Origin of the sequence: Enterobacter cloacae complex sp. P38RS (assembly GCF_014930775.1) — a bacterium.
Taxonomy (GTDB): Bacteria; Pseudomonadota; Gammaproteobacteria; order Enterobacterales; family Enterobacteriaceae; genus Enterobacter; species Enterobacter bugandensis.
The window spans coordinates 539,317-559,239 of sequence record NZ_JADBRS010000001.1 but is presented as its reverse complement, the minus strand read 5'-3'; the positions used below and the strand labels follow the sequence as shown (position 1 = coordinate 559,239).

Here is a 19,923-nt window from a genome sequence, read left to right as displayed (position 1 = left end):
ATGGCAGCGTAACGATAAATACTGTAGATATGTACTTTGATAAGGCAGCATAACGAAAAGCGATACAATGAAACTGGAAGACGTTGAAGTGTTTGTCGAAGCGATTAAGGCGGGTAGCCTGGCGGGCGCCGCGCGTCGGCTCTCAATGAGCGCCATGGCGGCGTCACGCTCTCTTAACAATCTTGAGGCTGAGCTGGGGGTCAGGCTGGTGCATCGCACCACGCGATCCCTCTCACCGACCAGCGATGGTGACGTTTTTTTGCCGCATGCGCAGGCGTTGCTGGAAGATAAAAATAACGCGCTGGCCGATCTGTTTCCTGATGGTACGCACCTGTCCGGACGCCTTCGCATTACCGCCTCAGCGGCGTTTGGACGCAAGATCGTTGCACCGATGTTGCCGCTGTTTATGCAGCAACATCCTGCCCTGCAGGTCGACCTGCTGGCAACCGATGAGCAAATTGATATTGTCGGGAAAGGCATAGACGTGGCGTTACGCATTGCACCGCTGCGCGATAACCGGTTAGTTGCACACCGCATCTGTGATAACCCCCGCGAGCTTTGCGCCAGCGCGGAGTATCTCGCCGCGTACGGTTCACCGAAATTGCTTAACGATCTGGCTGGACATAGCTGCCTGACCACCTCAGATACGACACACTGGTCGTTTGAGAAGGGTGAACAGCGCTACAAACAAAAGGTGTCAGGCCGATTCTCGGCTAACTCTATTGAGGCGATTTTCGAGGCCTGCCTGGGGGGACTCGGCATCGCAAATTTATCTCGCTGGTACGTAGAGCCTGCCATTGCTGAGGGTAAACTCGTGCGGATCGTCCTGGAAGATGCTCAGCCGGAATCGCTGGCCATTTGGGCGGTTTACCCGACCTCCCGGCTGATCCCGGCAAAAGTACGAAAATTTGTAGAAGCCCTGGAGACACATCTGACGCTCAACCCGCTTACGCAGCAGAGCTGAGTTATTTCACCGTCACCAGCCGCGCCGCCACAATCTGGTGCCCGGACTGGACATCCGTGTTGTCGATGCGCTGCATAATTCTGTCTGCCAGCGTGTAGCCCATCTCCCGCGCAGGGGTGGTAGCCCAGACGATGGGGAGATCGTCCAGCGCGTTTTCACCAACGTCGGCGAACGCCCCTAACGCCACCTGATGGCCGAAGAAGGTTTCCACCCCACCCTCGCCGCTCTGACGCCCGGCGCGGATCAGGCCAAACCAGGCACCCATGGCAATCACATCGTTGTAGCAAATCACGGCGCTGATCGTCGGATTGCTTCGCAGCAGCGCGCCTATCGCTTCCGCCGCTTTCTTCTGGCTGGATTCACACTCCACGACCCATTCGCTGTGGAACGGCAGGCCGTATTTAATCAGCGTCGCGCAGTAGCCGCCGACCCGCTCGGCGCGCGTCAGGGAGGAGCTTTTCCCTCCCAGCCAGGCAATGCGCTGATGCCCGCGGCGAATAAGATGTTCGGTCAACATTTGCGCGGCCTGCATGTTATCCGGGCGCAGCGTATCGGCCTCGTCCAGATAGCTGGCGCGCGAGGCGAACACCAGCGGCACGCCTTTTTCGGCGGCGCGCTCGCACAGTTCGCTACCCACGCCCGACGCTCCGGCGACGATCACTCCGTCAACCCCCTGGGTCAGCAGCATATCGAGACGGGAGAGAAGCTGCCCGGCCTCGCGCCCGCCGTGCAGCAGAAAGACCATCCGCCCCTGCGCTTCCAGCGCTTCGGTTAACCCGGCGGTCAGCTCCGCATAAAAAGGTGACGTCAGGTCACGGACAATCAGGCCAATCACCCCGCTTTGCCCGCCGCGCAGCGCCGACGCCTGACGGTTACGCACAAAGCCCAGCTGTTCAACCGCCTCGTTCACCCTCTGGCCGGTTGCGGGCGAGATGCGCCCTTTACCACTGAGCACGAGAGAAACGGTGCTGACGGAAACCCCCGCCGCCAGCGCGACATCGTTGATGGTGATTTTTTTCGCTACAGCCATGTGTCAGCGTGACTCCCTGAAATGAGATCGGTAAAACGTTTTATCAATACGTTATCTTTATACTACCAGTCAAAGCCTGAGAATGTGATTTAGCGAGCACTAAACTTTGATAAAACGTTTTATCTTTTCGCAGCATTGAAGCAGGCAAACTGATTTTAACTATAAAGGAGTCGTTTTATGACGGCGAAAGCAGCACAAAAAATATCGCTGTGGGAGTTTTTCCAGCAACTGGGTAAAACCTTTATGCTGCCCGTGGCGCTCCTCTCGTTCTGCGGGATCATGCTCGGGATCGGCAGCTCGCTGAGCAGTAAAGACGTTATCACGCTGATCCCGTTCCTCGGTACTCCCGTGCTGCAGGCGATCTTTATCTGGATGAGTAAGGTCGGCTCCTTCGCGTTTAGCTTCCTGCCCGTGATGTTCTGTATCGCCATCCCGCTGGGCCTGGCCCGCGAGAATAAAGGCGTCGCGGCGTTTGCCGGGTTTGTGGGTTACGCCGTGATGAACCTGGCGGTTAACTTCTGGCTGACCGCGAAAGGCATTCTGCCGACCACCGACGCAGCCGTGCTGAAGGCCAACAATATTCAGAGCGTGATTGGTATTCAGTCTATTGATACCGGGATCCTCGGAGCGGTGATCGCCGGGGTCATTATCTGGATGCTGCACGAGCGCTTCCATAATATCCGCCTGCCGGATGCTCTGGCCTTCTTCGGCGGTACCCGCTTCGTGCCGATTGTCACCCTGGTGGTCATGGGTCTGTTCGGCCTGATCATTCCCCTGATCTGGCCAGTCTTTGCGATGGGCATCAACGGCATTGGCCGCATCATCAACGGCGCGGGAGATTTTGGTCCGATGATCTTCGGCACCGGCGAGCGTCTGCTGCTGCCGTTCGGCCTGCAGCATATCCTGGTGGCCCTGATTCGCTTCACCGAAGCGGGCGGAACCATGGAGGTGTGCGGTCACGACGTGAGCGGTGCGCTGACCATCTTCCAGGCGCAGCTGAGCTGTCCGACAACCCACGGCTTCTCCGAAAGCGCCACCCGCTTCCTGTCTCAGGGTAAAATGCCGGCCTTCCTCGGCGGGCTGCCGGGTGCCGCGCTGGCGATGTACCACTGCGCGCGCCCGGAAAACCGACATAAAATTAAAGGGCTGCTGATCTCCGGCGTGATTGCCTGCGTCGTGGGCGGCACCACCGAACCTATCGAATTCCTGTTCCTGTTTGTTGCGCCGGTGCTGTATCTCATCCACGCGCTGCTGACCGGCCTGGGCTTTACCGTGATGGCAGTGCTCGGCGTCACCATCGGCAACACCGACGGCAACGTGATTGACTTCGTGGTGTTCGGGATCCTGCACGGCCTGTCAACCAAGTGGTATCTGGTGCCGGTCGTGGCGGCTATCTGGTTCGCGGTGTACTACGGTATCTTCCGCTTCGCCATCACCCGCTTTAACCTGAAAACGCCGGGCCGCGATACCGATACCGCCACCAGCGTTGAGCAGGCGGTGGCCGGTACCGTGGGCAAATCCGGGTATAACACCCCTGCCATTCTGGCTGCGCTGGGCGGTGCGGATAACATTACCTCGCTGGATAACTGCATCACCCGCCTGCGTCTGTCGGTGGCGGATATGTCAAAAGTGGATACCAACGCCCTGAAAGCCAACCGGGCCATCGGCGTGGTACAGTTAAATCAGCATAATTTGCAGGTGGTTATCGGCCCGCAGGTTCAGTCGGTGAAAGATGAGCTGGCAACCCTGATGCGAACAGTAGAAGCCTGATGCCTCAACCCCCTCTCATGAGGGGGTTTTACTTTAAGGATTAACGTCATGTTTGATTTTTCTACCGTCGTGGATCGTCACGGCACCTGGTGTACGCAGTGGGACTACGTCGCCGACCGCTTTGGCGCGGCGGATTTGCTGCCCTTCACCATCTCGGATATGGACTACGCCACCGCCCCCTGCATTACCGACGCGCTGCATCAGCGCATCAACCACGGCGTGCTGGGCTACAGCCGCTGGAAAAACGACGAGTTTCTTTCCGCTGTTGAGCACTGGTTTCGGCAGCGCTTTAACAGCCGCATTGATAAAGAAACCGTCGTTTATGGCCCTTCCGTCATCTACATGGTGTCAGAGCTGATCCGCCTCTGGTCAAAGCCCGGTGACGGCGTGGTGGTCCACACACCGGCGTACGATGCGTTTTACAACGCCATTGGAGGCAATGCGCGTCAGATTGTGGCCGTTGAGATGGAAAAGCAGGCTGCTGGCTGGCAGGGCAATATGGCGGCGCTTGAAGCGGCCCTGGCGAAACCGGAAAACAAAATTCTGCTGCTGTGCAGCCCGCAGAACCCGACCGGCAAGGTCTGGACGCGGGATGAATTGACGCAGATGGCGGAACTCTGTGAGCGCTATGATGTGGCGGTTATCAGCGATGAAATTCATATGGACATGGTCTGGGGGGCGCATCGCCACACCCCGTGGAATGCGGTAGCGCGCGGCAAATGGGCGCTTCTCACCTCCGGCTCGAAAAGCTTTAATATTCCGGCACTGACGGGCGCATACGGCCTGATCGGCGATGAAGAGAGCCGTAACGGCTATCTCAGCGCGCTAAAAGGACGGGATGGGCTCTCTTCCCCTTCCGTGCTGGCGCTGACGGCCCATATCGCCGCCTATCAGCAGGGAGAGCCGTGGCTGGATGCCTTGCGTCGTTATCTGGAAGAGAATCTGCTGTATATCGCACAGGAATTAAACAGTGCTTTTCCGAAACTGAACTGGCAGCCGCCGGAAGCAACCTATCTGGCCTGGATTGACCTGCGCCCGCTGAACATTGATGACAGGGCACTGCAAAAAGTGCTGATCGAGCAGCAAAAGGTCGCCATCATGCCGGGATACACGTACGGAAACGAGGGTAACGGCTTCGTGCGCCTTAACGCCGGCTGCCCACGCAGCAAGCTGGAACAAGGGGTGCAGCGCCTCATCGCCGGGATCAACACGCTCCTGTAATTTGTTTGCGCAACGGAATATTCCCTTGCGCAAATAGCTTTTTACCCCGTTTTGTTTTTATAATATGGCGCACTTTAACCCGAAAAGAGTGCGACCATGATTGATACACGCCTGCCCTTAACTGATATTCATCGTCACCTTGACGGTAACATTCGTGCCCAAACCATCCTCGATCTTGGCCGCCAGTTCAACTTAACGCTTCCCGCTCAGACGCTTGAGTCGTTGATCCCACACGTACAGGTTACCTCCAATGAACCTGACCTGGTCAGCTTCCTGAGCAAACTCGACTGGGGCGTGAAGATGCTGGCCTCGCTGGATGCCTGCCGCCGCGTGGCGTTTGAGAACATTGAAGACGCGGCCCGTAACGGCCTGCACTACGTTGAGCTGCGCTTCTCGCCGGGCTATATGGCGATGACCCACAGCCTGCCCGTTGCAGGCGTGGTGGAGGCCGTCATTGAAGGCGTCCGTGAAGGGTGTAAAACCTTCGACGTTCAGGCCCGCCTGATCGGCATTATGAGCCGCACGTTCGGCGAAGCCGCCTGCCTGCAGGAGCTGGAAGCGCTGCTGGCGCACCGCGATGCCATCACCGCCGTTGACCTTGCCGGCGATGAGCTGGGCTTCCCCGGCAGCCTGTTCCTCTCCCACTTCAACCGCGCGCGCGATGCCGGCTGGCACATTACCGTCCATGCGGGTGAAGCAGCGGGCCCGGAAAGCATCTGGCAGGCCATCCGCGAGCTGGGCGCCGAGCGTATCGGCCACGGCGTGAAGGCGGTAGAAGACCGCGCGCTGATGGATTTCCTGGCGGAGCAGCGCATCGGCATTGAGTCGTGCCTGACGTCCAACATTCAGACCAGCACCGTGGCAACGCTGGCGCAGCACCCGCTGAAAACGTTCCTTGAGCACGGCGTGCTGGCCTCGCTGAACACGGACGACCCGGCGGTTCAGGGCGTGGATATCATCCACGAGTACAACATCGCCGCACCGCAGGCGGGCCTGAGCCGCGAGCAGATCCGCCAGGCGCAGATCAACGGGCTGGAGATCGCCTTCCTTACGCCTGCAGAGAAGCAGGCGCTGCGGGATAAGGTGGCAACCGCGTAAACCCTTTTGCCGGGTGGCTTCGACGCCTTACCCGGCATACAAAAGCATTTAAAACTTATGCCAGACAGAGCGTGGCGCGATGTTTGGCAGATTCAATCCCCAGCTCAATCAGCTCCATAATCTGTATCGCCTGGCTGGCCGGAACCGGGTTCTCCCCCGTTCCGTTCAGCGCATCGCGGATGGCAGCATAATAAGCCGGATAGTTACCCGGGATCGTTAACAGGGTTTCCTCAACCAGCTCCTCACCTTCCGTCCGCGTCACGACGCCGTCGCGCATATCATAGCCCCAGTCTTCCTGCGGCAGACGTTCACCGTTTTTGAGGCGGTCTTCCTGCGGATCGAGGCCAAACTTCACGTAGCTCCCGCGCGTGCCGTGGATGATATAGCGGGCAGATTCCGCGGCCGCGACCATCGTGCCGTGCAGCACAATCCGCCGCTGCGGGTAACTCAACACCGCGTGGAAGTAATCGGTGGTCTGCGCACCGGGCCTGAGCTGGGCCAGATCGACCGTCATGCTCACCGGCAGGCCAAACAGATTCACGGCCTGGTCCAGCAGATGCGGAGCTAAATCGTACCAGATGCCGCTGCCCGGACCGGCCTGCTCGCGCCAGCGGTTTCTCACCTGCGGACGAAAACGGTCAAAATGCGATTCAAAAAAAACGATCTCTCCTAACGTGCCTTCCCCGAGAAGCGTTTTAACCGTCAGGAAGTCGCTGTCCCAGCGGCGGTTATGGAAAACGGACAGCACTCTGCCCAGGCTTTTTGCCAGCACCTCCAGCTCACGCGCCTGTGACAACGTCACGGTAAAGGGTTTGTCAACAACGACGTGCTTCCCGGCTTCCAGCGCGGCTTTCGCCAGCGGGAAGTGCGTGTCGTTCGGGGTGGGAATAACAATTAAATCGATATTCGGATCGTTGAAAAGGTGTTTAGGCTCGGAGACAACCGGCACTGCGGGCCAGTCAGCGTGGACTTTGGCGGCGTCGCTGCTGGATACCGCCGCCAGCGCCATTCCCGGCGTTCCGGCTATCAGAGGCGCATGAAACGTTTTGCTCGCGTACCCGTAGCCTATAAGCCCGACGCGAATGTTATCACTCATCGTGTTGTCCTCTTTTTGCGTTTCTTATTTCATACTGGCCTTTCTGGCATTGTCCTCATTAATAATGAGCCATGGCGCTTAAAATAGCAGGCTGTACCGGCTATTTTTGTTACATAGTATTAACCTTCTGATTTTGTTTAAGGGAATCGTTCCCAAAGCGCTTGCCGTCAGAGAAACAGCGCTGTAACATTTGCGACCTGTATTTATGGATAAATTACAACAGTGAATCATGGCATCAATTATTAATCGAATCATTGAATTAGCGGGATGGATTGTTCTTGGGGTTTCGGTCATTTTGCTCGGCGTAGCCAGCCATATTGATAACTACCAGCCGCCGGAGCCTGCTGCCGTCACCCATCCTAAGTAACCGGTTGCTGCTTTAAAGAGTGACATAATGTGTCAGTTTCGTATTGCCAGCCCTGGTGAACGCGGTTAACCTTCTCTTCCAGGCATCACCTTCGGTGCCTGAATTTCAGCAAAGAAAACTCCTAATTTCGTCGCGTTATCTGAGTGGGCTGTTTACGTCTGTATTAATCCGTTTATTATTCGACCGAATTACCTTAACTGGTATTACTCACTTTTATATGGAAAATTATTAATATGACAGTTCAGGACTATTTATTAAAATTTCGCAAGATCAATTCGCTTGAGAGCCTGGAAAAACTGTTTGACCATCTGAACTACACCCTGTCGGATAATCAGGACATCATCAATATGTATCGCGCCGCTGACCATCGCCGTGCGGAGCTGGTCTCCGGCGGACGCTTGTTCAACGTCGGCGAGGTGCCAAAGTCCGTATGGCGTTACGTTTTATAAGAAAGTAGCCATCCGCGCGAAATGTTATATACTCTCCGCCCTGCAAACTGGCTATACAACATTTCGCGCAGATAATGGGAGAGTTCATGACCGCAACGCCTGGAGAACGCATCGGAGGCTGGTTAATCGCCCCACTGGCATGGCTGCTGGTTGCCTTATTAAGCGCATCGCTTGCGCTGCTGCTTTATACCACCGCATTGATTACCCCTCACGCTATTCAGACCCTGATGTCGCAAAGCGTGCTGAATATAGCGATGTGGTTTGTGTCGTTCGTTTTCGCGATTGGGATGTGGTACTACACCCTGTGGCTGACTATCGCCTTCTTTAAGCGCCGCAAGAGTGTGCCTAAGCACTACATTATCTGGCTGCTGGTCTCGGTCTTGCTGGCGGTTAAAGCGTTTGCTTTCTCGCCCGTCTCTGACGCGCTTGCTGTCCGCCAGCTGCTTTTCCCGTTACTGGCCGCGGCGCTGCTGGTGCCCTATTTCAAACGTTCAACGCGTGTGAAAAACACCTTCGTGAACCCGTAATAACCTTACAGATAACCTGTTGTCGCCTGCCCCGGTTTGTCCGATAATAGGCGGCTTTTTTATTTCAGGCTAAATAATGACCGATTACTTACTGCTCTTTGTCGGCACCGTGCTGGTTAACAACTTCGTTCTGGTGAAGTTCCTTGGCCTGTGCCCGTTTATGGGCGTGTCCAAAAAGCTGGAAACAGCGATGGGCATGGGGCTGGCGACGACCTTCGTCATGACGCTGGCGTCTATCTGTGCGTGGTTGATTGACACCTGGATCCTCATCCCGCTGGGGTTAATCTATCTCCGCACGCTGGCGTTTATTCTGGTCATTGCGGTGGTGGTGCAATTTACCGAAATGGTGGTGCGTAAAACCAGCCCGGCGCTCTATCGCCTGCTGGGTATCTTCCTGCCGCTGATCACCACCAACTGTGCGGTGCTTGGCGTGGCGCTGCTGAACATCAACCTTGGCCATAACTTCATGCAGTCGGCGCTGTACGGTTTCTCCGCCGCTGTCGGTTTCTCATTTGTTATGGTGCTGTTCGCGTCGATTCGCGAACGTCTGGCAGCAGCGGACATCCCTGCGCCATTTCGCGGTAATGCCATTGCGCTGGTGACCGCGGGTTTAATGTCTCTGGCCTTTATGGGCTTTAGTGGTCTGGTGAAGTTGTAATGAGTGCTATCTGGATTGCCATCGCCTCTATCAGCGTCCTGGGGTTGGTGTTTGGCCTTATCCTGGGCTACGCCTCCCGCCGTTTCGCGGTAGAGGACGATCCTGTTGTTGAAAAAATTGATGAGCTTTTGCCGCAAAGTCAGTGTGGACAGTGCGGCTACCCAGGCTGCCGCCCTTACGCTGAAGCGGTAGGCATTCAGGGTGAAAAAATTAACCGCTGTGCGCCCGGCGGCGAAGCGGTGATGCTGAAAATTGCCGCCCTGCTTAACGTCGATCCGCAGCCCGTTGATGGCGATGCGGAAGTCCAGGAGCCGGTCCGTGCCCTCGCGGTGATCGACGAAGCAAACTGCATCGGCTGCACCAAATGTATTCAGGCCTGTCCGGTCGACGCCATTGTTGGCGCAACGCGCGCCATGCACACCGTTGTGGCGGATCTCTGCACCGGCTGTAACCTCTGCGTGGCCCCCTGCCCGACGCAATGTATAGAGCTGCGCCCGGTTGAAACGACTACCGAAAGCTGGAAGTGGGATCTTCAAACCATTCCGGTTCGCAATATTCCTGTGGAACAACATGCTTAAGTTATTTTCTGCTTTCAGAAAAGAGAAGATCTGGGACTTTGACGGCGGTATCCATCCGCCAGAGATGAAAACCCAGTCCAACGGCACGCCGCTGCGTCAAATTCCGCTGGCGACGCGTTACGTCATGCCGCTCAAGCAGCATATTGGCGCTGAGGGCGAGCTGTGCGTGAAAGAAGGCGATACGGTGCTGCGCGGTCAGCCGCTGACCTTCGGACGCGGACGTATGCTGCCGGTACACGCCCCTACTTCCGGGAAAGTGGTGGCGATTGCCCCTCATACGGTGGCGCATCCTTCCGCGTTGTCGGAACTGAGCGTGATTATTGAAGCCGACGGCGAAGATCGCTGGATTGACCGTGACGGCTGGAGCGACTACCGCAGCCAGAGCCGCGAAGCGCTCATCGAGCGTATTCATCAGTTCGGCGTCGCGGGGCTTGGCGGCGCGGGCTTCCCGACCGGCGTCAAGCTGCGCGGCGGTGGCGATAAGATTCAGACGCTGATTATCAACGCCGCCGAATGCGAGCCGTACATCACCGCCGACGATCGTCTGATGCAGGATTGCGCCGCCCAGGTGGTGGAAGGCATCCGCATCCTTGCGCACATTCTGCAGCCGCGGGAAGTGCTGATCGGTATCGAAGACAATAAACCGCAGGCTATTTCAATGCTGCGCGCCGTGCTGGCCGGTAGCCATGATATCGCCCTGCGCGTTATTCCGACCAAGTACCCCTCTGGCGGCGCAAAGCAGTTGACGCAAATCCTCACCGGCAAGCAGGTCCCGCACGGCGGACGCTCGTCGGATATCGGCGTGCTGATGCAAAACGTCGGCACCGCTTACGCCGTCAAGCGTGCGGTGATTGACGGCGAGCCGTTGACCGAGCGCGTGGTAACACTGACCGGAGAGTCTGTCTCTCGTCCGGGTAACGTGTGGGCGCGCCTCGGCACGCCGGTGCGCCATCTGCTGGAACAGGCTGAATTTTGCCCGGCCAGCGACCAGATGGTGATCATGGGCGGTCCGCTGATGGGCTTTACCCTGCCGTGGCTCGACGTTCCGGTAGTGAAAATCACCAACTGCCTGCTTGCCCCTTCCCCAACCGAAATGGGGGAGGAGCAGGAAGAGAAAGGCTGCATCCGCTGCAGCGCCTGTGCCGATGCCTGCCCGGCGGATCTCCTCCCGCAGCAGCTGTACTGGTACAGCAAAGGCCAGCTGCACGATAAGGCCAAAGCCCATAACCTGGCCGACTGCATCGAATGCGGCGCCTGCGCCTGGGTCTGCCCAAGCAACATTCCTCTGGTGCAGTATTTCCGCCAGGAGAAGGCCGAGATTTATGCCATCTCCATGGAAGAAAAACGCGCCGCGGAAGCCAAGGCACGTTTCGAAGCGCGTCAGGCGCGTCTCGAACGTGAGAAGATGGCTCGTCAGGAGCGACATAAGCAGGCCGCCGTTCAGCCTGCCGGGAAAGATCAGGATGCAATCAACGCCGCATTGGCGCGCGTTCGCGAGAAAAAAGCCAGTGCCGCCCAGACGCTGGTGATCCAGGCCGGTGAAAAACCGGATAACAGCGAAGCGATTGCCGCCCGCGAAGCGCGTAAAGCTGCGGCCCGCGCCCGTCAGGCGGAAAAAGCGCAAGCGGCGCAGCCGGAAGCTGAAATCGATCCACGCAAAGCCGCCGTCGAAGCGGCAATAGCCCGTGCCAAAGCGCGCAAGGCCGGGGAGCAGCCAGTGGTGGTTGAACAGGAACCGGTCGATCCGCGTAAAGCTGCCGTTGAAGCGGCGATTGCCCGCGCCAAAGCGCGCAAAGCAGCGCAGCAGGCGCCAGCCGCAGAACCTGAAGCACCGGTCGACCCACGCAAAGCCGCCGTTGAAGCGGCGATAGCCCGCGCCAAAGCGCGCAAAGCAGCGCAGCAGGAAGAGCAGCCGCAGGCCGCCAACGATGACCCGCGCAAGGCCGCCGTCGCCGCCGCCATTGCGCGCGTTCAGGCAAAGAAAGCCGCACAGCAAGCCGTAAACGAGGATTAAATGGTTTTCAGAATCGCAAGTTCCCCTTACACCCACAATCAGCGCCAGACCTCGCGCATCATGATGCTGATCTGCCTGGCGGCGCTACCGGGCATTGCCGTTCAGTGCTGGTTTTTCGGCTGGGGAACCCTGTTCCAGATAGCTCTTGGATGCGCCAGCGCCGTCGCGGCGGAAGCCCTCGTGCTGAAGCTGCGCAAGATGGCGGTTTCCCGCATCCTGGCCGACAACTCCGCGCTGCTGACCGGCCTGCTGCTGGCCATCAGCATTCCCCCGCTTGCCCCGTGGTGGATGGTAGTGCTCGGCACCGTGTTTGCCGTGATTATTGCCAAACAGCTCTACGGCGGCCTCGGTCATAACCCGTTTAACCCGGCGATGATTGGCTACGTGGTGCTGCTGATCTCCTTCCCGGTACAGATGACCAGCTGGCTGCCACCGCACGAGATTGCAGCCACGGTTCCCGGCTTTATGGATGCTCTGCAGGTGATCTTTACCGGCCATACGGCGCTGGGTGCTGATATGAACGCGCTGCGTATGGGCGTGGACGGTATCAGCCAGGCGACGCCGCTCGATACGTTTAAAACGTCCCTGCACGCCGGGCACAGCGTTGAGCAAATCATGAAGTCCGCCATCTACAGCGGCGTGCTGGCGGGAGCCGGCTGGCAGTGGGTCAACCTGGCGTATCTGCTGGGCGGCCTGTTCCTGTTGCAGCAGAAGGCCATCCGCTGGCATATTCCGGTCAGCTTCCTCGTGACGCTGGCGGTCTGTGCCACGCTGGGCTGGGTATTCTCTCCTGAATCGCTGGCCAGCCCGCAGATGCACCTGCTCTCCGGCGCGACCATGCTGGGTGCCTTCTTTATCCTGACGGATCCGGTGACGGCCTCAACGACTAACCGCGGACGCCTGATCTTCGGCGCGCTGGCTGGCCTGCTGGTTTGGCTCATCCGCAGCTTCGGTGGCTACCCGGACGGCGTGGCCTTTGCCGTCCTGCTCGCCAATATTACCGTTCCGCTCATCGACTATTACACGCGTCCGCGCGTGTACGGCCATCGCTAAGGGTTTCGCCATGTTAAAAACGATGCAAAAACACGGCGTCACGCTGGCTGTCTTCGCCGCGGTCCTGACGGGGCTGACGGCACTGGTTAATGCGCTGACCAAAACGACCATCGAAGAACAGGCCTCGAAGCAGCAAAAGGCGCTGTTCGATCAGGTGATCCCGTCCGATTTCTACGATAATGACCTGCAAAAAAGCTGCTTTGTGGTAGACGCGCCGCAGCTTGGGAAAGGCCCGCACCGCCTCTTTATCGCCCGCAAAGGGGATAAACCGGTCGGCGCGGTGATGGAAGCGACCGCGCCTGATGGCTATTCCGGCGCCATTCAGCTGCTCGTGGGCAGCGATTTCTCCGGTACCATCCTGGGCACCCGCGTGACGGAGCATCATGAAACGCCGGGTCTTGGCGATAAAATCGAAACCCGTCTGAGCGACTGGATTTTGCACTTTGCCGGTAAAGTGATCCATGGTGAAGATGACACCGCGTTTGCGGTGAAGAAAGACGGCGGCGAGTTTGACCAGTTCACGGGCGCAACCATCACCCCGCGGGCGGTGGTAAACGCCGTAAAACGTGCCGGGCTGTACGCTGAAACGCTGCCCGCGCAGATCAACAATCTTCCGGCCTGTGAGGAGTAATCATGAGCCAGGTTAAAGAGGTTATTGTCCAGGGATTGTGGAAGAACAACTCCGCGCTGGTACAGCTTCTGGGTATGTGCCCCCTGCTGGCGGTGACATCCACCGCCACCAACGCGCTCGGTCTGGGTCTGGCAACCACGTTGGTATTGACCCTGACCAACCTCTCCATCTCTGCCCTGCGACGCTGGACGCCGTCGGAAATTCGTATTCCGATTTACGTCATGATCATTGCGTCGGTGGTCAGTATTGTCCAGATGCTGATTAACGCCTACGCGTTTGGTCTGTACCAGTCGCTCGGGATCTTCATTCCTCTTATCGTCACCAACTGTATCGTGGTCGGGCGTGCGGAAGCGTTCGCGGTAAAAAACAGCCCGGCCATGTCGGCGCTGGATGGTTTTTCCATTGGCATGGGCGCCACGTGCGCCATGTTCGTGCTGGGCTCGCTGCGTGAAATCCTCGGCAACGGTACGCTGTTCGACGGCGCAGATGCGCTGCTGGGCGGCTGGGCTAAAGCGCTGCGCGTTGAGGTGTTTCACACCGATACGCCGTTCCTGCTGGCGATGCTACCGCCCGGCGCGTTTATTGGCCTCGGCATGATGCTGGCGATAAAATACCTGATTGATGAGAAACGTAAGCGCCGCGCGGCTGAGCGCAGCGTTCTGGAAGGGACACCCGAGAAGGCCTCATGAATAAAGAAAAGCGCATTGCGATCCTGACCCGTCTGCGGGACGAGAACCCGCACCCGACGACGGAGCTGAATTTTACCTCCCCGTTTGAGCTGCTGATCGCGGTGTTGCTCTCTGCGCAGGCGACCGACGTGAGCGTCAATAAAGCCACTGCCCTGCTCTATCCGGTCGCCAATACGCCGAAGGCCATGCTGGAGCTGGGCGTGGAAGGCGTGAAGTCCTATATCAAAACCATCGGCCTGTTTAACAGCAAAGCCGAGAACGTAATTAAGACCTGTCGGATCCTGCTGGAACAGCACGGAGGCGAAGTACCGGAAGATCGCGCCGCGCTGGAAGCCTTGCCGGGCGTGGGGCGTAAAACCGCGAACGTTGTGCTCAATACCGCGTTTGGCTGGCCGACCATCGCCGTTGATACGCATATATTCCGCGTCTCAAACCGGACCAACTTCGCCCCAGGGAAAAATGTCGAGCAGGTAGAAGAGAAGCTGTTAAAAGTGGTTCCTGCCGAATTCAAGGTTGACTGCCACCACTGGCTGATTTTGCACGGTCGTTATACCTGCATAGCCCGAAAGCCGCGCTGCGGCTCCTGCGTTATTGAAGATCTCTGCGAATATAAAGAAAAAGTCTATCCCTGACCGTCATAATCCCTTGCCAAAAGAAGGGCTACCGTTCGTTCTTCTTTTGGCCGTTATTTGTCCGCTCTTACTTTCTTCTGACTTGTCACTTGTTCGGCTCTATAACGCTCAAACAGGTTAATACTTTTTTCATAGCCAAAAATTTCTATACATCTGTGATCGCGATCACTCTGATAACGTCATGTTGATTTTTTGTAGTCAAAGTCATCGCAAACCCTTTGCCGGGCAAGATTTAAATGCGTTTAGCCGGAAGATAAGACCAGCTATTTTTCAGAATATGGGCTATATCACTACAACAAGCGGCAAATAGCAGAACATATCGCCAAAACCCCATCGCACTGGGTGTATACCAGTCGAAAAAACTACCTTTAGTTATCGTATAAAATTTAACGCTAAATAACATTTGTAGAAACCGACAATTATACCGTTCAAGATATATGTAACAGATTATTACAAACGTATTGCCAGACGGGGCAGGATAGTGAACATTACCCGCCGTTTCTCCTCCCAATATAACTATAAGGCGGATGGGCTACGGCCATCACGCTATGAACACCCCCGTTAATATGGGATGTAAAAAAAGAGGTATATGTGTCGACTGCAAACAATAAACCAACAGATGAAAGCGTGAGTCTGAACGCTTTTAAACAACCGAAAGCGTTTTATCTCATCTTCTCTATCGAGTTATGGGAGCGTTTTGGTTACTACGGCCTGCAAGGGATCATGGCGGTTTACCTGGTTAAACAGCTGGGTATGTCCGAAGCCGATTCCATCACGCTGTTCTCCTCCTTTAGTGCCCTCGTTTACGGTCTGGTTGCTATCGGCGGCTGGCTGGGTGATAAAGTTCTCGGTACTAAGCGCGTCATTATGCTGGGTGCCATTGTTCTGGCTATTGGCTATGGTCTGGTTGCATGGTCAGGACATGATGCGGCTGTGGTCTACATGGGCATGGCAACCATCGCCGTGGGTAACGGCCTGTTCAAAGCGAACCCGTCTTCCCTGCTCTCAACCTGCTACAGCAAAGATGACCCACGTCTGGACGGTGCATTTACCATGTACTACATGTCCATCAACATCGGTTCCTTCTTTTCCATGCTGGCAACCCCATGGCTGGCCGCGAAATTCGGCTGGAGCGTGGCGTTTGCGCTGAGCTTCGTGGGTATGCTGATCACCGTGGTAAACTTCCTGTTCTGCCGCAACTGGGTGAAAGACTACGGTTCAAAACCTGACTTCGAGCCTGTCCACATGGGCAAGCTGCTGGCTACCATCGTGGGCGTTGTCGTCCTGGCGGCGATCGCCACCTGGCTGCTGCACAACCAGGGTATCGCTCGTGCCGTTCTGGGCGTAGTTGCGCTGGGCATCGTGGTCATCTTCGCAAAAGAAGCGTTCGCTATGAAGGGTGCAGCCCGTCGTAAGATGATTGTGGCGTTCATTCTGATGCTGGAAGCGATTATCTTCTTCGTGCTGTACAGCCAGATGCCAACCTCTCTGAACTTCTTCGCTATTCGTAACGTTGAGCACTCTATCCTGGGTATCGCATTCGAACCCGAGCAGTTCCAGGCGCTGAACCCATTCTGGATCATGATCGGTTCCCCGATTCTGGCCGCAATCTATAACAAGATGGGCGATCGTCTGCCAATGCCGCACAAGTTCGCGGTGGGTATGGTGCTCTGCTCTGGTGCGTTCCTGGTGCTGCCGCTGGGGACAAAGTTTGCGTCCGACGCCGGTATCGTGTCCGTTAACTGGCTGATCCTGAGCTACGCGCTGCAGTCTATCGGCGAACTGATGATCTCCGGTCTGGGTCTGGCGATGGTTGCACAGCTGGTTCCACAGCGTCTGATGGGCTTCATTATGGGTAGTTGGTTCCTGACCACTGCCGGTGCGGCGATCATCGCCGGTAAGATCGCGAACCTGATGGCTGTGCCAGAAAACGTGACCGATCCGCTGCTCTCCCTGAACGTCTACGGTACCGTGTTCATGCAGATTGGTATCGCTACGGCGGTTATCGCGGCGCTGATGCTGCTGACCGCACCGAAACTGAATCGAATGACTCAGGACGACGACAAGACGGCGGAAGCGAACAAAACCGCTACCGCGTGATATTTGAGAGAAACGACAGAACAGAAGCCGCTAAGAGATTAGCGGCTTTTTTTTTGTCCCTTCGCGCACTAACATAGCTGAAACCTCAGCAAAAAGGAGTTACCGATGAAACTGTTCTACAAACCGGGCGCGTGCTCTCTTGCTTCCCATATCACCCTGCGCGAGAGCGGCAAAGATTTCACGCTGGATGGCGTTGATCTGATGAAAAAGCGCCTGGAAAACGGGGATGACTTTTTTGCGATTAACCCAAAAGGGCAGGTTCCGGCCCTGCTGTTGGATGACGGAACTCTGCTGACCGAAGGCGTGGCGATTATGCAATTCCTGGCGGACAACGTACCGGATCGCCAGCTCCTTGCCCCTACCGGCAGCGTCGCACGTTATAAAACGCTGGAGTGGTTGAACTATATCGCCACCGAGCTGCACAAAGGTTTTACCCCCCTCTTCCGCCCGGATACGCCGGAAGAGTACAAGCCGACCGTGCGAGCTCTGCTGGAGAAAAAGCTGCAGTATGTTAACGAATCGCTGAAAGACGATCAGTGGATTTGTGGTTCACGCTTCACCATTGCCGACGCGTACCTGTTTACCGTACTGCGCTGGGCGCGTGCGGTTAAGCTGAACCTGGAAGGGTTGGACCACATCGCATCGTATATGGCGCGCGTGGCGGAGCGTCCAGCGGTGGCCGCGGCGCTAAAAGCGGAAGGGTTGAATTAAGCGAGCCGTCTGTGTTGCCGGGTGGCGCTGACGCTCACCCGGCCTACGAACTCTGAACGATTATAGCCGTGTGGCGCTGAAATAGTGCTCCGGCTTCGCGATACGATCCTGTGCCGCGACCACCTGCAGTTCATATTCCTGCATCTGTTTCGTCGCAATCATGATTTCGTACACCGCTGCCGTCACGTGCTCCAGCGCGTCTCTCACCGTTGCACCCTGCAACAGTTTCACCAGCAGCAGCCCGCTGGTCACATCACCCACGCCCACCGGCTGACGCGTGCCGAAATCCACCAGCGGACGGCTGATATGCCATGCGTCATCTTTCGTCACCAGCAGCATCTCAAAACGCTCCTGGGTCAGCCCTGCGCGGGCGAGATGTTTTACCAGCACAATCTCCGGCCCCTGAGCTATCAGCTCGCGAGACGCGCGTACAGCCTCTTCTACGCTGTTAACCGGATGCTCGCAGAGGATCTCCAGCTCAATCAGGTTGGGCGCAATGATATCGCTGGCGGGCAGCGCATGGCGAACGTGAAATTCCGCTACGCCAGGCGCCACAATGCAGCCTTTCTCCGGGTGTCCCATGACGGGGTCGCAGAAATATTTTGCCGCCGGGTTTGCCGCTTTCACCTGACGCACGATGCCAAGGATGTGTTCCCCCTGCTCCGCTGAGCCGAGGTAGCCGCTCAGAACGGCGTCGCAGCGCTTGAGCTGGTCGATATCCGCAATACCCTGCACAACCTCTGTGAGATGCGAAGGCGGCATCACGCAGCCTGTCCATTTGCCGTATTGCGTGTGGTTAGAGAACTGCACGGTATTGAGAGGCCAGACGTTGGCACCGAGGCGGCGCATCGGGAATTCCGCTGCGCTATTGCCAGCATGTCCAAAGACAACGTGGGACTGAATGGCGAGGATGTTCTTCATCTTTTTCTTACCAAACCCTGAACAAACAAAAAGGGCGTGGTTTCCCACGCCCCTCGAGACTTTTACTTACTTCCAGCAGACCAGACAGTAGTTTTTCTTACCGCGGCGCAGCAGCGTGTAGCGGCCATACAGACGATCGCCGTCAACGAAGGTGTATTCCGGATCAGCCTGCTTTTCACCGTTGATGGTGATAGCGTTGGAGGCGATGGTTTTACGCGCCTGACCACGGGAAGGCTGGAGCTCAGAGTCCACCAGCGCCTGCATCAGGTCAGCTCCTTTCTCCATCTCAACCATCGGCACGCCGTCCTGCGCCAGCTGTTCGAAGTCAGCTTCGCTCAGATCGCTCAGCGTACCGTTGAACAGGCTTGCGGTGATGCGTTTTGCCGCGGCCAGGCCCTCTTCACCATGAACCAGTTTGGTCACTTCGTCCGCCAGCACGTACTGGGCACGCGGCGCTTTACCGCTGTTCTTATCTTCCTCTTCCAGCGCATTGATCTCGGCAATGTCCATGAAGGTGAAGAACTTCAGGAAGCGGTAAACATCGGCATCCGCCGTGTTGATCCAGAACTGATAGAATTTGTACGGGCTGGTTTTCTTCGGATCGAGCCATACCGCGCCGCCTTCGGTTTTACCGAATTTGGTGCCGTCTGCTTTGGTGATCAGTGGAACGGTCAGGCCGAAGACCTGGTTCTGATGCAGACGACGGGTCAGGTCGATACCGGAGGTGATGTTCCCCCACTGGTCAGAGCCGCCTATCTGCAGAGAGACGCCGTGCAGCTTGTTCAGGCAGGCAAAGTCATAGCCCTGCAGCAGGTTGTAGGAGAACTCGGTAAAGGAGATACCCTGATCGTCACGGTTCAGACGCTGCTTGACCGCTTCTTTGTTAATCATCTGGTTAACAGAGAAGTGCTTGCCGATGTCACGCAGGAAGGTCAGCACGTTCATGCCGCCAAACCAGTCGTAGTTGTTAGCAGCAATGGCAGAGTTATCACCACAGTTGAAGTCGAGGAACGGTGCAACCTGTTTGCGGATCTTATCCACCCACTCCTGCACGGTATCTTCGGTGTTCAGCTTACGCTCCGCGGCTTTAAAGCTCGGGTCACCAATCAGACCGGTCGCGCCGCCCACCAGGGCAACAGGCTTATGGCCCGCCATCTGGAAGCGTTTCAGGCATAACAATGGAACAAGATGCCCCAAATGCAAGCTGTCAGCGGTGGGATCGAAGCCGCAATAGAGCGCGATCGGGCCTTGCGCCAGTCGCTCTGCTAACGCTTCCTCGTCCGTCACCTGGGCCACGAGGCCCCGCTCTTGCAATTGTTTAATCAAGTTACTGCTTGCCATCAAATTCTCCATGTATAAACGACTGCACCTTTGCCGGTACACGACTTTTCGCCTGATGCGAAAGGACCATAGA

General features: G+C 56.9%; 20 protein-coding genes. 16 read left to right on the top strand and 4 right to left on the bottom strand.

What is annotated here, in order from left to right; genetic code table 11:
* The first annotated feature begins 67 nt into the window (after positions 1 to 67).
* Complete coding sequence (locus IM303_RS02765; protein WP_045261486.1) at positions 68 to 964, top strand: LysR family transcriptional regulator; 897 nt, start codon at positions 68 to 70, stop codon at positions 962 to 964.
* 1 nt (position 965) lies between these two features.
* Here the strand turns inward: IM303_RS02765 and IM303_RS02760 are convergent, their stop codons facing one another.
* Entirely contained in the window at positions 966 to 1,994 is a 1,029-nt protein-coding gene (locus IM303_RS02760; RefSeq protein ID WP_049000879.1) for a Mal regulon transcriptional regulator MalI, read from the bottom strand.
* 177 nt (positions 1,995 to 2,171) lie between these two features.
* Here IM303_RS02760 and malX point away from each other — a divergent pair, with 177 nt between their 5' ends.
* From malX to add, 3 genes are all read left to right on the top strand, one after another.
* Complete coding sequence (malX, locus tag IM303_RS02755; RefSeq protein WP_061098406.1) at positions 2,172 to 3,764, top strand: maltose/glucose-specific PTS transporter subunit IIBC; 1,593 nt, start codon at positions 2,172 to 2,174, stop codon at positions 3,762 to 3,764.
* Positions 3,765 to 3,812: 48 nt separating this feature from the next.
* Positions 3,813 to 4,985 carry a MalY/PatB family protein gene (locus tag IM303_RS02750; RefSeq protein WP_049000874.1) on the top strand — a complete coding sequence of 391 codons (1,173 nt, stop codon included), beginning with the start codon at positions 3,813 to 3,815 and terminating at the stop codon, positions 4,983 to 4,985.
* Positions 4,986 to 5,081: 96 nt separating this feature from the next.
* On the top strand, positions 5,082 to 6,083 hold the full coding sequence (gene add, locus IM303_RS02745) for an adenosine deaminase (RefSeq protein WP_028012921.1): 1,002 nt from the start codon (positions 5,082 to 5,084) through the stop codon (positions 6,081 to 6,083).
* Between the two features lie 55 nt (positions 6,084 to 6,138).
* Here add and IM303_RS02740 read toward each other — a convergent pair whose 3' ends face one another.
* Positions 6,139 to 7,179, bottom strand: a complete 1,041-nt coding sequence (locus IM303_RS02740; protein WP_028012920.1) for an oxidoreductase — start codon at positions 7,177 to 7,179, stop codon at positions 6,139 to 6,141.
* Between the two features lie 241 nt (positions 7,180 to 7,420).
* On the opposite strand from IM303_RS02740, the gene blr reads away from it, so the two are divergent.
* The 12 genes from blr (at position 7,421) to gstA (ending at position 17,588) form a co-directional block, all read left to right on the top strand.
* Complete coding sequence (blr, locus tag IM303_RS02735) at positions 7,421 to 7,546, top strand: division septum protein Blr (RefSeq protein WP_168733269.1); 126 nt, start codon at positions 7,421 to 7,423, stop codon at positions 7,544 to 7,546.
* 233 nt (positions 7,547 to 7,779) lie between these two features.
* Positions 7,780 to 7,995: a transcription modulator YdgT gene (gene ydgT / locus IM303_RS02730; protein WP_013096896.1), complete on the top strand. Its 216-nt coding sequence runs from the start codon at positions 7,780 to 7,782 to the stop codon at positions 7,993 to 7,995.
* An 86-nt stretch (positions 7,996 to 8,081) separates the two neighbouring features.
* Entirely contained in the window at positions 8,082 to 8,522 is a 441-nt protein-coding gene (locus IM303_RS02725) for a DUF2569 domain-containing protein (protein ID WP_025758365.1), read from the top strand.
* A gap of 76 nt (positions 8,523 to 8,598) precedes the next feature.
* Positions 8,599 to 9,180, top strand: coding sequence for an electron transport complex subunit RsxA (gene rsxA / locus IM303_RS02720; RefSeq protein WP_028012919.1), 582 nt, complete (start codon positions 8,599 to 8,601; stop codon positions 9,178 to 9,180).
* The gene (gene rsxB / locus IM303_RS02715; RefSeq protein ID WP_032640037.1) at positions 9,180 to 9,758 is read left to right on the top strand and encodes an electron transport complex subunit RsxB; all 579 of its coding nucleotides are present in this window, start codon (positions 9,180 to 9,182) and stop codon (positions 9,756 to 9,758) included. Before rsxA ends, rsxB begins: the two co-directional genes overlap by 1 nt.
* The gene (gene rsxC, locus IM303_RS02710) at positions 9,751 to 11,772 is read left to right on the top strand and encodes an electron transport complex subunit RsxC (protein WP_047368415.1); all 2,022 of its coding nucleotides are present in this window, start codon (positions 9,751 to 9,753) and stop codon (positions 11,770 to 11,772) included. Before rsxB ends, rsxC begins: the two co-directional genes overlap by 8 nt.
* Complete coding sequence (rsxD, locus tag IM303_RS02705) at positions 11,773 to 12,825, top strand: electron transport complex subunit RsxD (RefSeq protein WP_049000871.1); 1,053 nt, start codon at positions 11,773 to 11,775, stop codon at positions 12,823 to 12,825.
* Positions 12,826 to 12,835: 10 nt separating this feature from the next.
* Positions 12,836 to 13,456: an electron transport complex subunit RsxG gene (gene rsxG / locus IM303_RS02700; protein WP_045261492.1), complete on the top strand. Its 621-nt coding sequence runs from the start codon at positions 12,836 to 12,838 to the stop codon at positions 13,454 to 13,456.
* 2 nt (positions 13,457 to 13,458) lie between these two features.
* On the top strand, positions 13,459 to 14,145 hold the full coding sequence (locus IM303_RS02695; RefSeq protein ID WP_023617347.1) for an electron transport complex subunit E: 687 nt from the start codon (positions 13,459 to 13,461) through the stop codon (positions 14,143 to 14,145).
* Complete coding sequence (gene nth, locus IM303_RS02690; protein WP_028012914.1) at positions 14,142 to 14,777, top strand: endonuclease III; 636 nt, start codon at positions 14,142 to 14,144, stop codon at positions 14,775 to 14,777. The genes IM303_RS02695 and nth overlap by 4 nt, the downstream gene beginning before the upstream one ends.
* Positions 14,778 to 15,368: 591 nt before the next feature.
* Complete coding sequence (gene dtpA / locus IM303_RS02685; protein WP_028012913.1) at positions 15,369 to 16,877, top strand: dipeptide/tripeptide permease DtpA; 1,509 nt, start codon at positions 15,369 to 15,371, stop codon at positions 16,875 to 16,877.
* 105 nt (positions 16,878 to 16,982) lie between these two features.
* On the top strand, positions 16,983 to 17,588 hold the full coding sequence (gstA, locus tag IM303_RS02680) for a glutathione transferase GstA (RefSeq protein WP_028012912.1): 606 nt from the start codon (positions 16,983 to 16,985) through the stop codon (positions 17,586 to 17,588).
* A 60-nt stretch (positions 17,589 to 17,648) separates the two neighbouring features.
* Here gstA and pdxY read toward each other — a convergent pair whose 3' ends face one another.
* Positions 17,649 to 18,509, bottom strand: a complete 861-nt coding sequence (gene pdxY / locus IM303_RS02675) for a pyridoxal kinase PdxY (RefSeq protein WP_048956288.1) — start codon at positions 18,507 to 18,509, stop codon at positions 17,649 to 17,651.
* Positions 18,510 to 18,575: 66 nt separating this feature from the next.
* Entirely contained in the window at positions 18,576 to 19,850 is a 1,275-nt protein-coding gene (tyrS, locus tag IM303_RS02670) for a tyrosine--tRNA ligase (protein ID WP_028012910.1), read from the bottom strand.
* Between the last annotated feature and the right edge of the window lie 73 nt (positions 19,851 to 19,923).

Excerpts from the sequence above, each read along its gene's own strand:
- IM303_RS02765 (WP_045261486.1), top strand. The coding sequence starts at position 68 with ATGAAACTGGAAGACGTTGAAGTGTTTGTCGAAGCGATTAAGGCGGGT.
- IM303_RS02760 (WP_049000879.1), bottom strand. The coding sequence starts at position 1,994 with ATGGCTGTAGCGAAAAAAATCACCATCAACGATGTCGCGCTGGCGGCG.
- malX (WP_061098406.1), top strand. The coding sequence starts at position 2,172 with ATGACGGCGAAAGCAGCACAAAAAATATCGCTGTGGGAGTTTTTCCAG.
- IM303_RS02750 (WP_049000874.1), top strand. The coding sequence starts at position 3,813 with ATGTTTGATTTTTCTACCGTCGTGGATCGTCACGGCACCTGGTGTACG.
- add (WP_028012921.1), top strand. The coding sequence starts at position 5,082 with ATGATTGATACACGCCTGCCCTTAACTGATATTCATCGTCACCTTGAC.
- IM303_RS02740 (WP_028012920.1), bottom strand. The coding sequence starts at position 7,179 with ATGAGTGATAACATTCGCGTCGGGCTTATAGGCTACGGGTACGCGAGC.
- ydgT (WP_013096896.1), top strand. The coding sequence starts at position 7,780 with ATGACAGTTCAGGACTATTTATTAAAATTTCGCAAGATCAATTCGCTT.
- IM303_RS02725 (WP_025758365.1), top strand. The coding sequence starts at position 8,082 with ATGACCGCAACGCCTGGAGAACGCATCGGAGGCTGGTTAATCGCCCCA.
- rsxA (WP_028012919.1), top strand. The coding sequence starts at position 8,599 with ATGACCGATTACTTACTGCTCTTTGTCGGCACCGTGCTGGTTAACAAC.
- rsxB (WP_032640037.1), top strand. The coding sequence starts at position 9,180 with ATGAGTGCTATCTGGATTGCCATCGCCTCTATCAGCGTCCTGGGGTTG.
- rsxC (WP_047368415.1), top strand. The coding sequence starts at position 9,751 with ATGCTTAAGTTATTTTCTGCTTTCAGAAAAGAGAAGATCTGGGACTTT.
- rsxD (WP_049000871.1), top strand. The coding sequence starts at position 11,773 with ATGGTTTTCAGAATCGCAAGTTCCCCTTACACCCACAATCAGCGCCAG.
- rsxG (WP_045261492.1), top strand. The coding sequence starts at position 12,836 with ATGTTAAAAACGATGCAAAAACACGGCGTCACGCTGGCTGTCTTCGCC.
- IM303_RS02695 (WP_023617347.1), top strand. The coding sequence starts at position 13,459 with ATGAGCCAGGTTAAAGAGGTTATTGTCCAGGGATTGTGGAAGAACAAC.
- nth (WP_028012914.1), top strand. The coding sequence starts at position 14,142 with ATGAATAAAGAAAAGCGCATTGCGATCCTGACCCGTCTGCGGGACGAG.
- gstA (WP_028012912.1), top strand. The coding sequence starts at position 16,983 with ATGAAACTGTTCTACAAACCGGGCGCGTGCTCTCTTGCTTCCCATATC.
- pdxY (WP_048956288.1), bottom strand. The coding sequence starts at position 18,509 with ATGAAGAACATCCTCGCCATTCAGTCCCACGTTGTCTTTGGACATGCT.
- tyrS (WP_028012910.1), bottom strand. The coding sequence starts at position 19,850 with ATGGCAAGCAGTAACTTGATTAAACAATTGCAAGAGCGGGGCCTCGTG.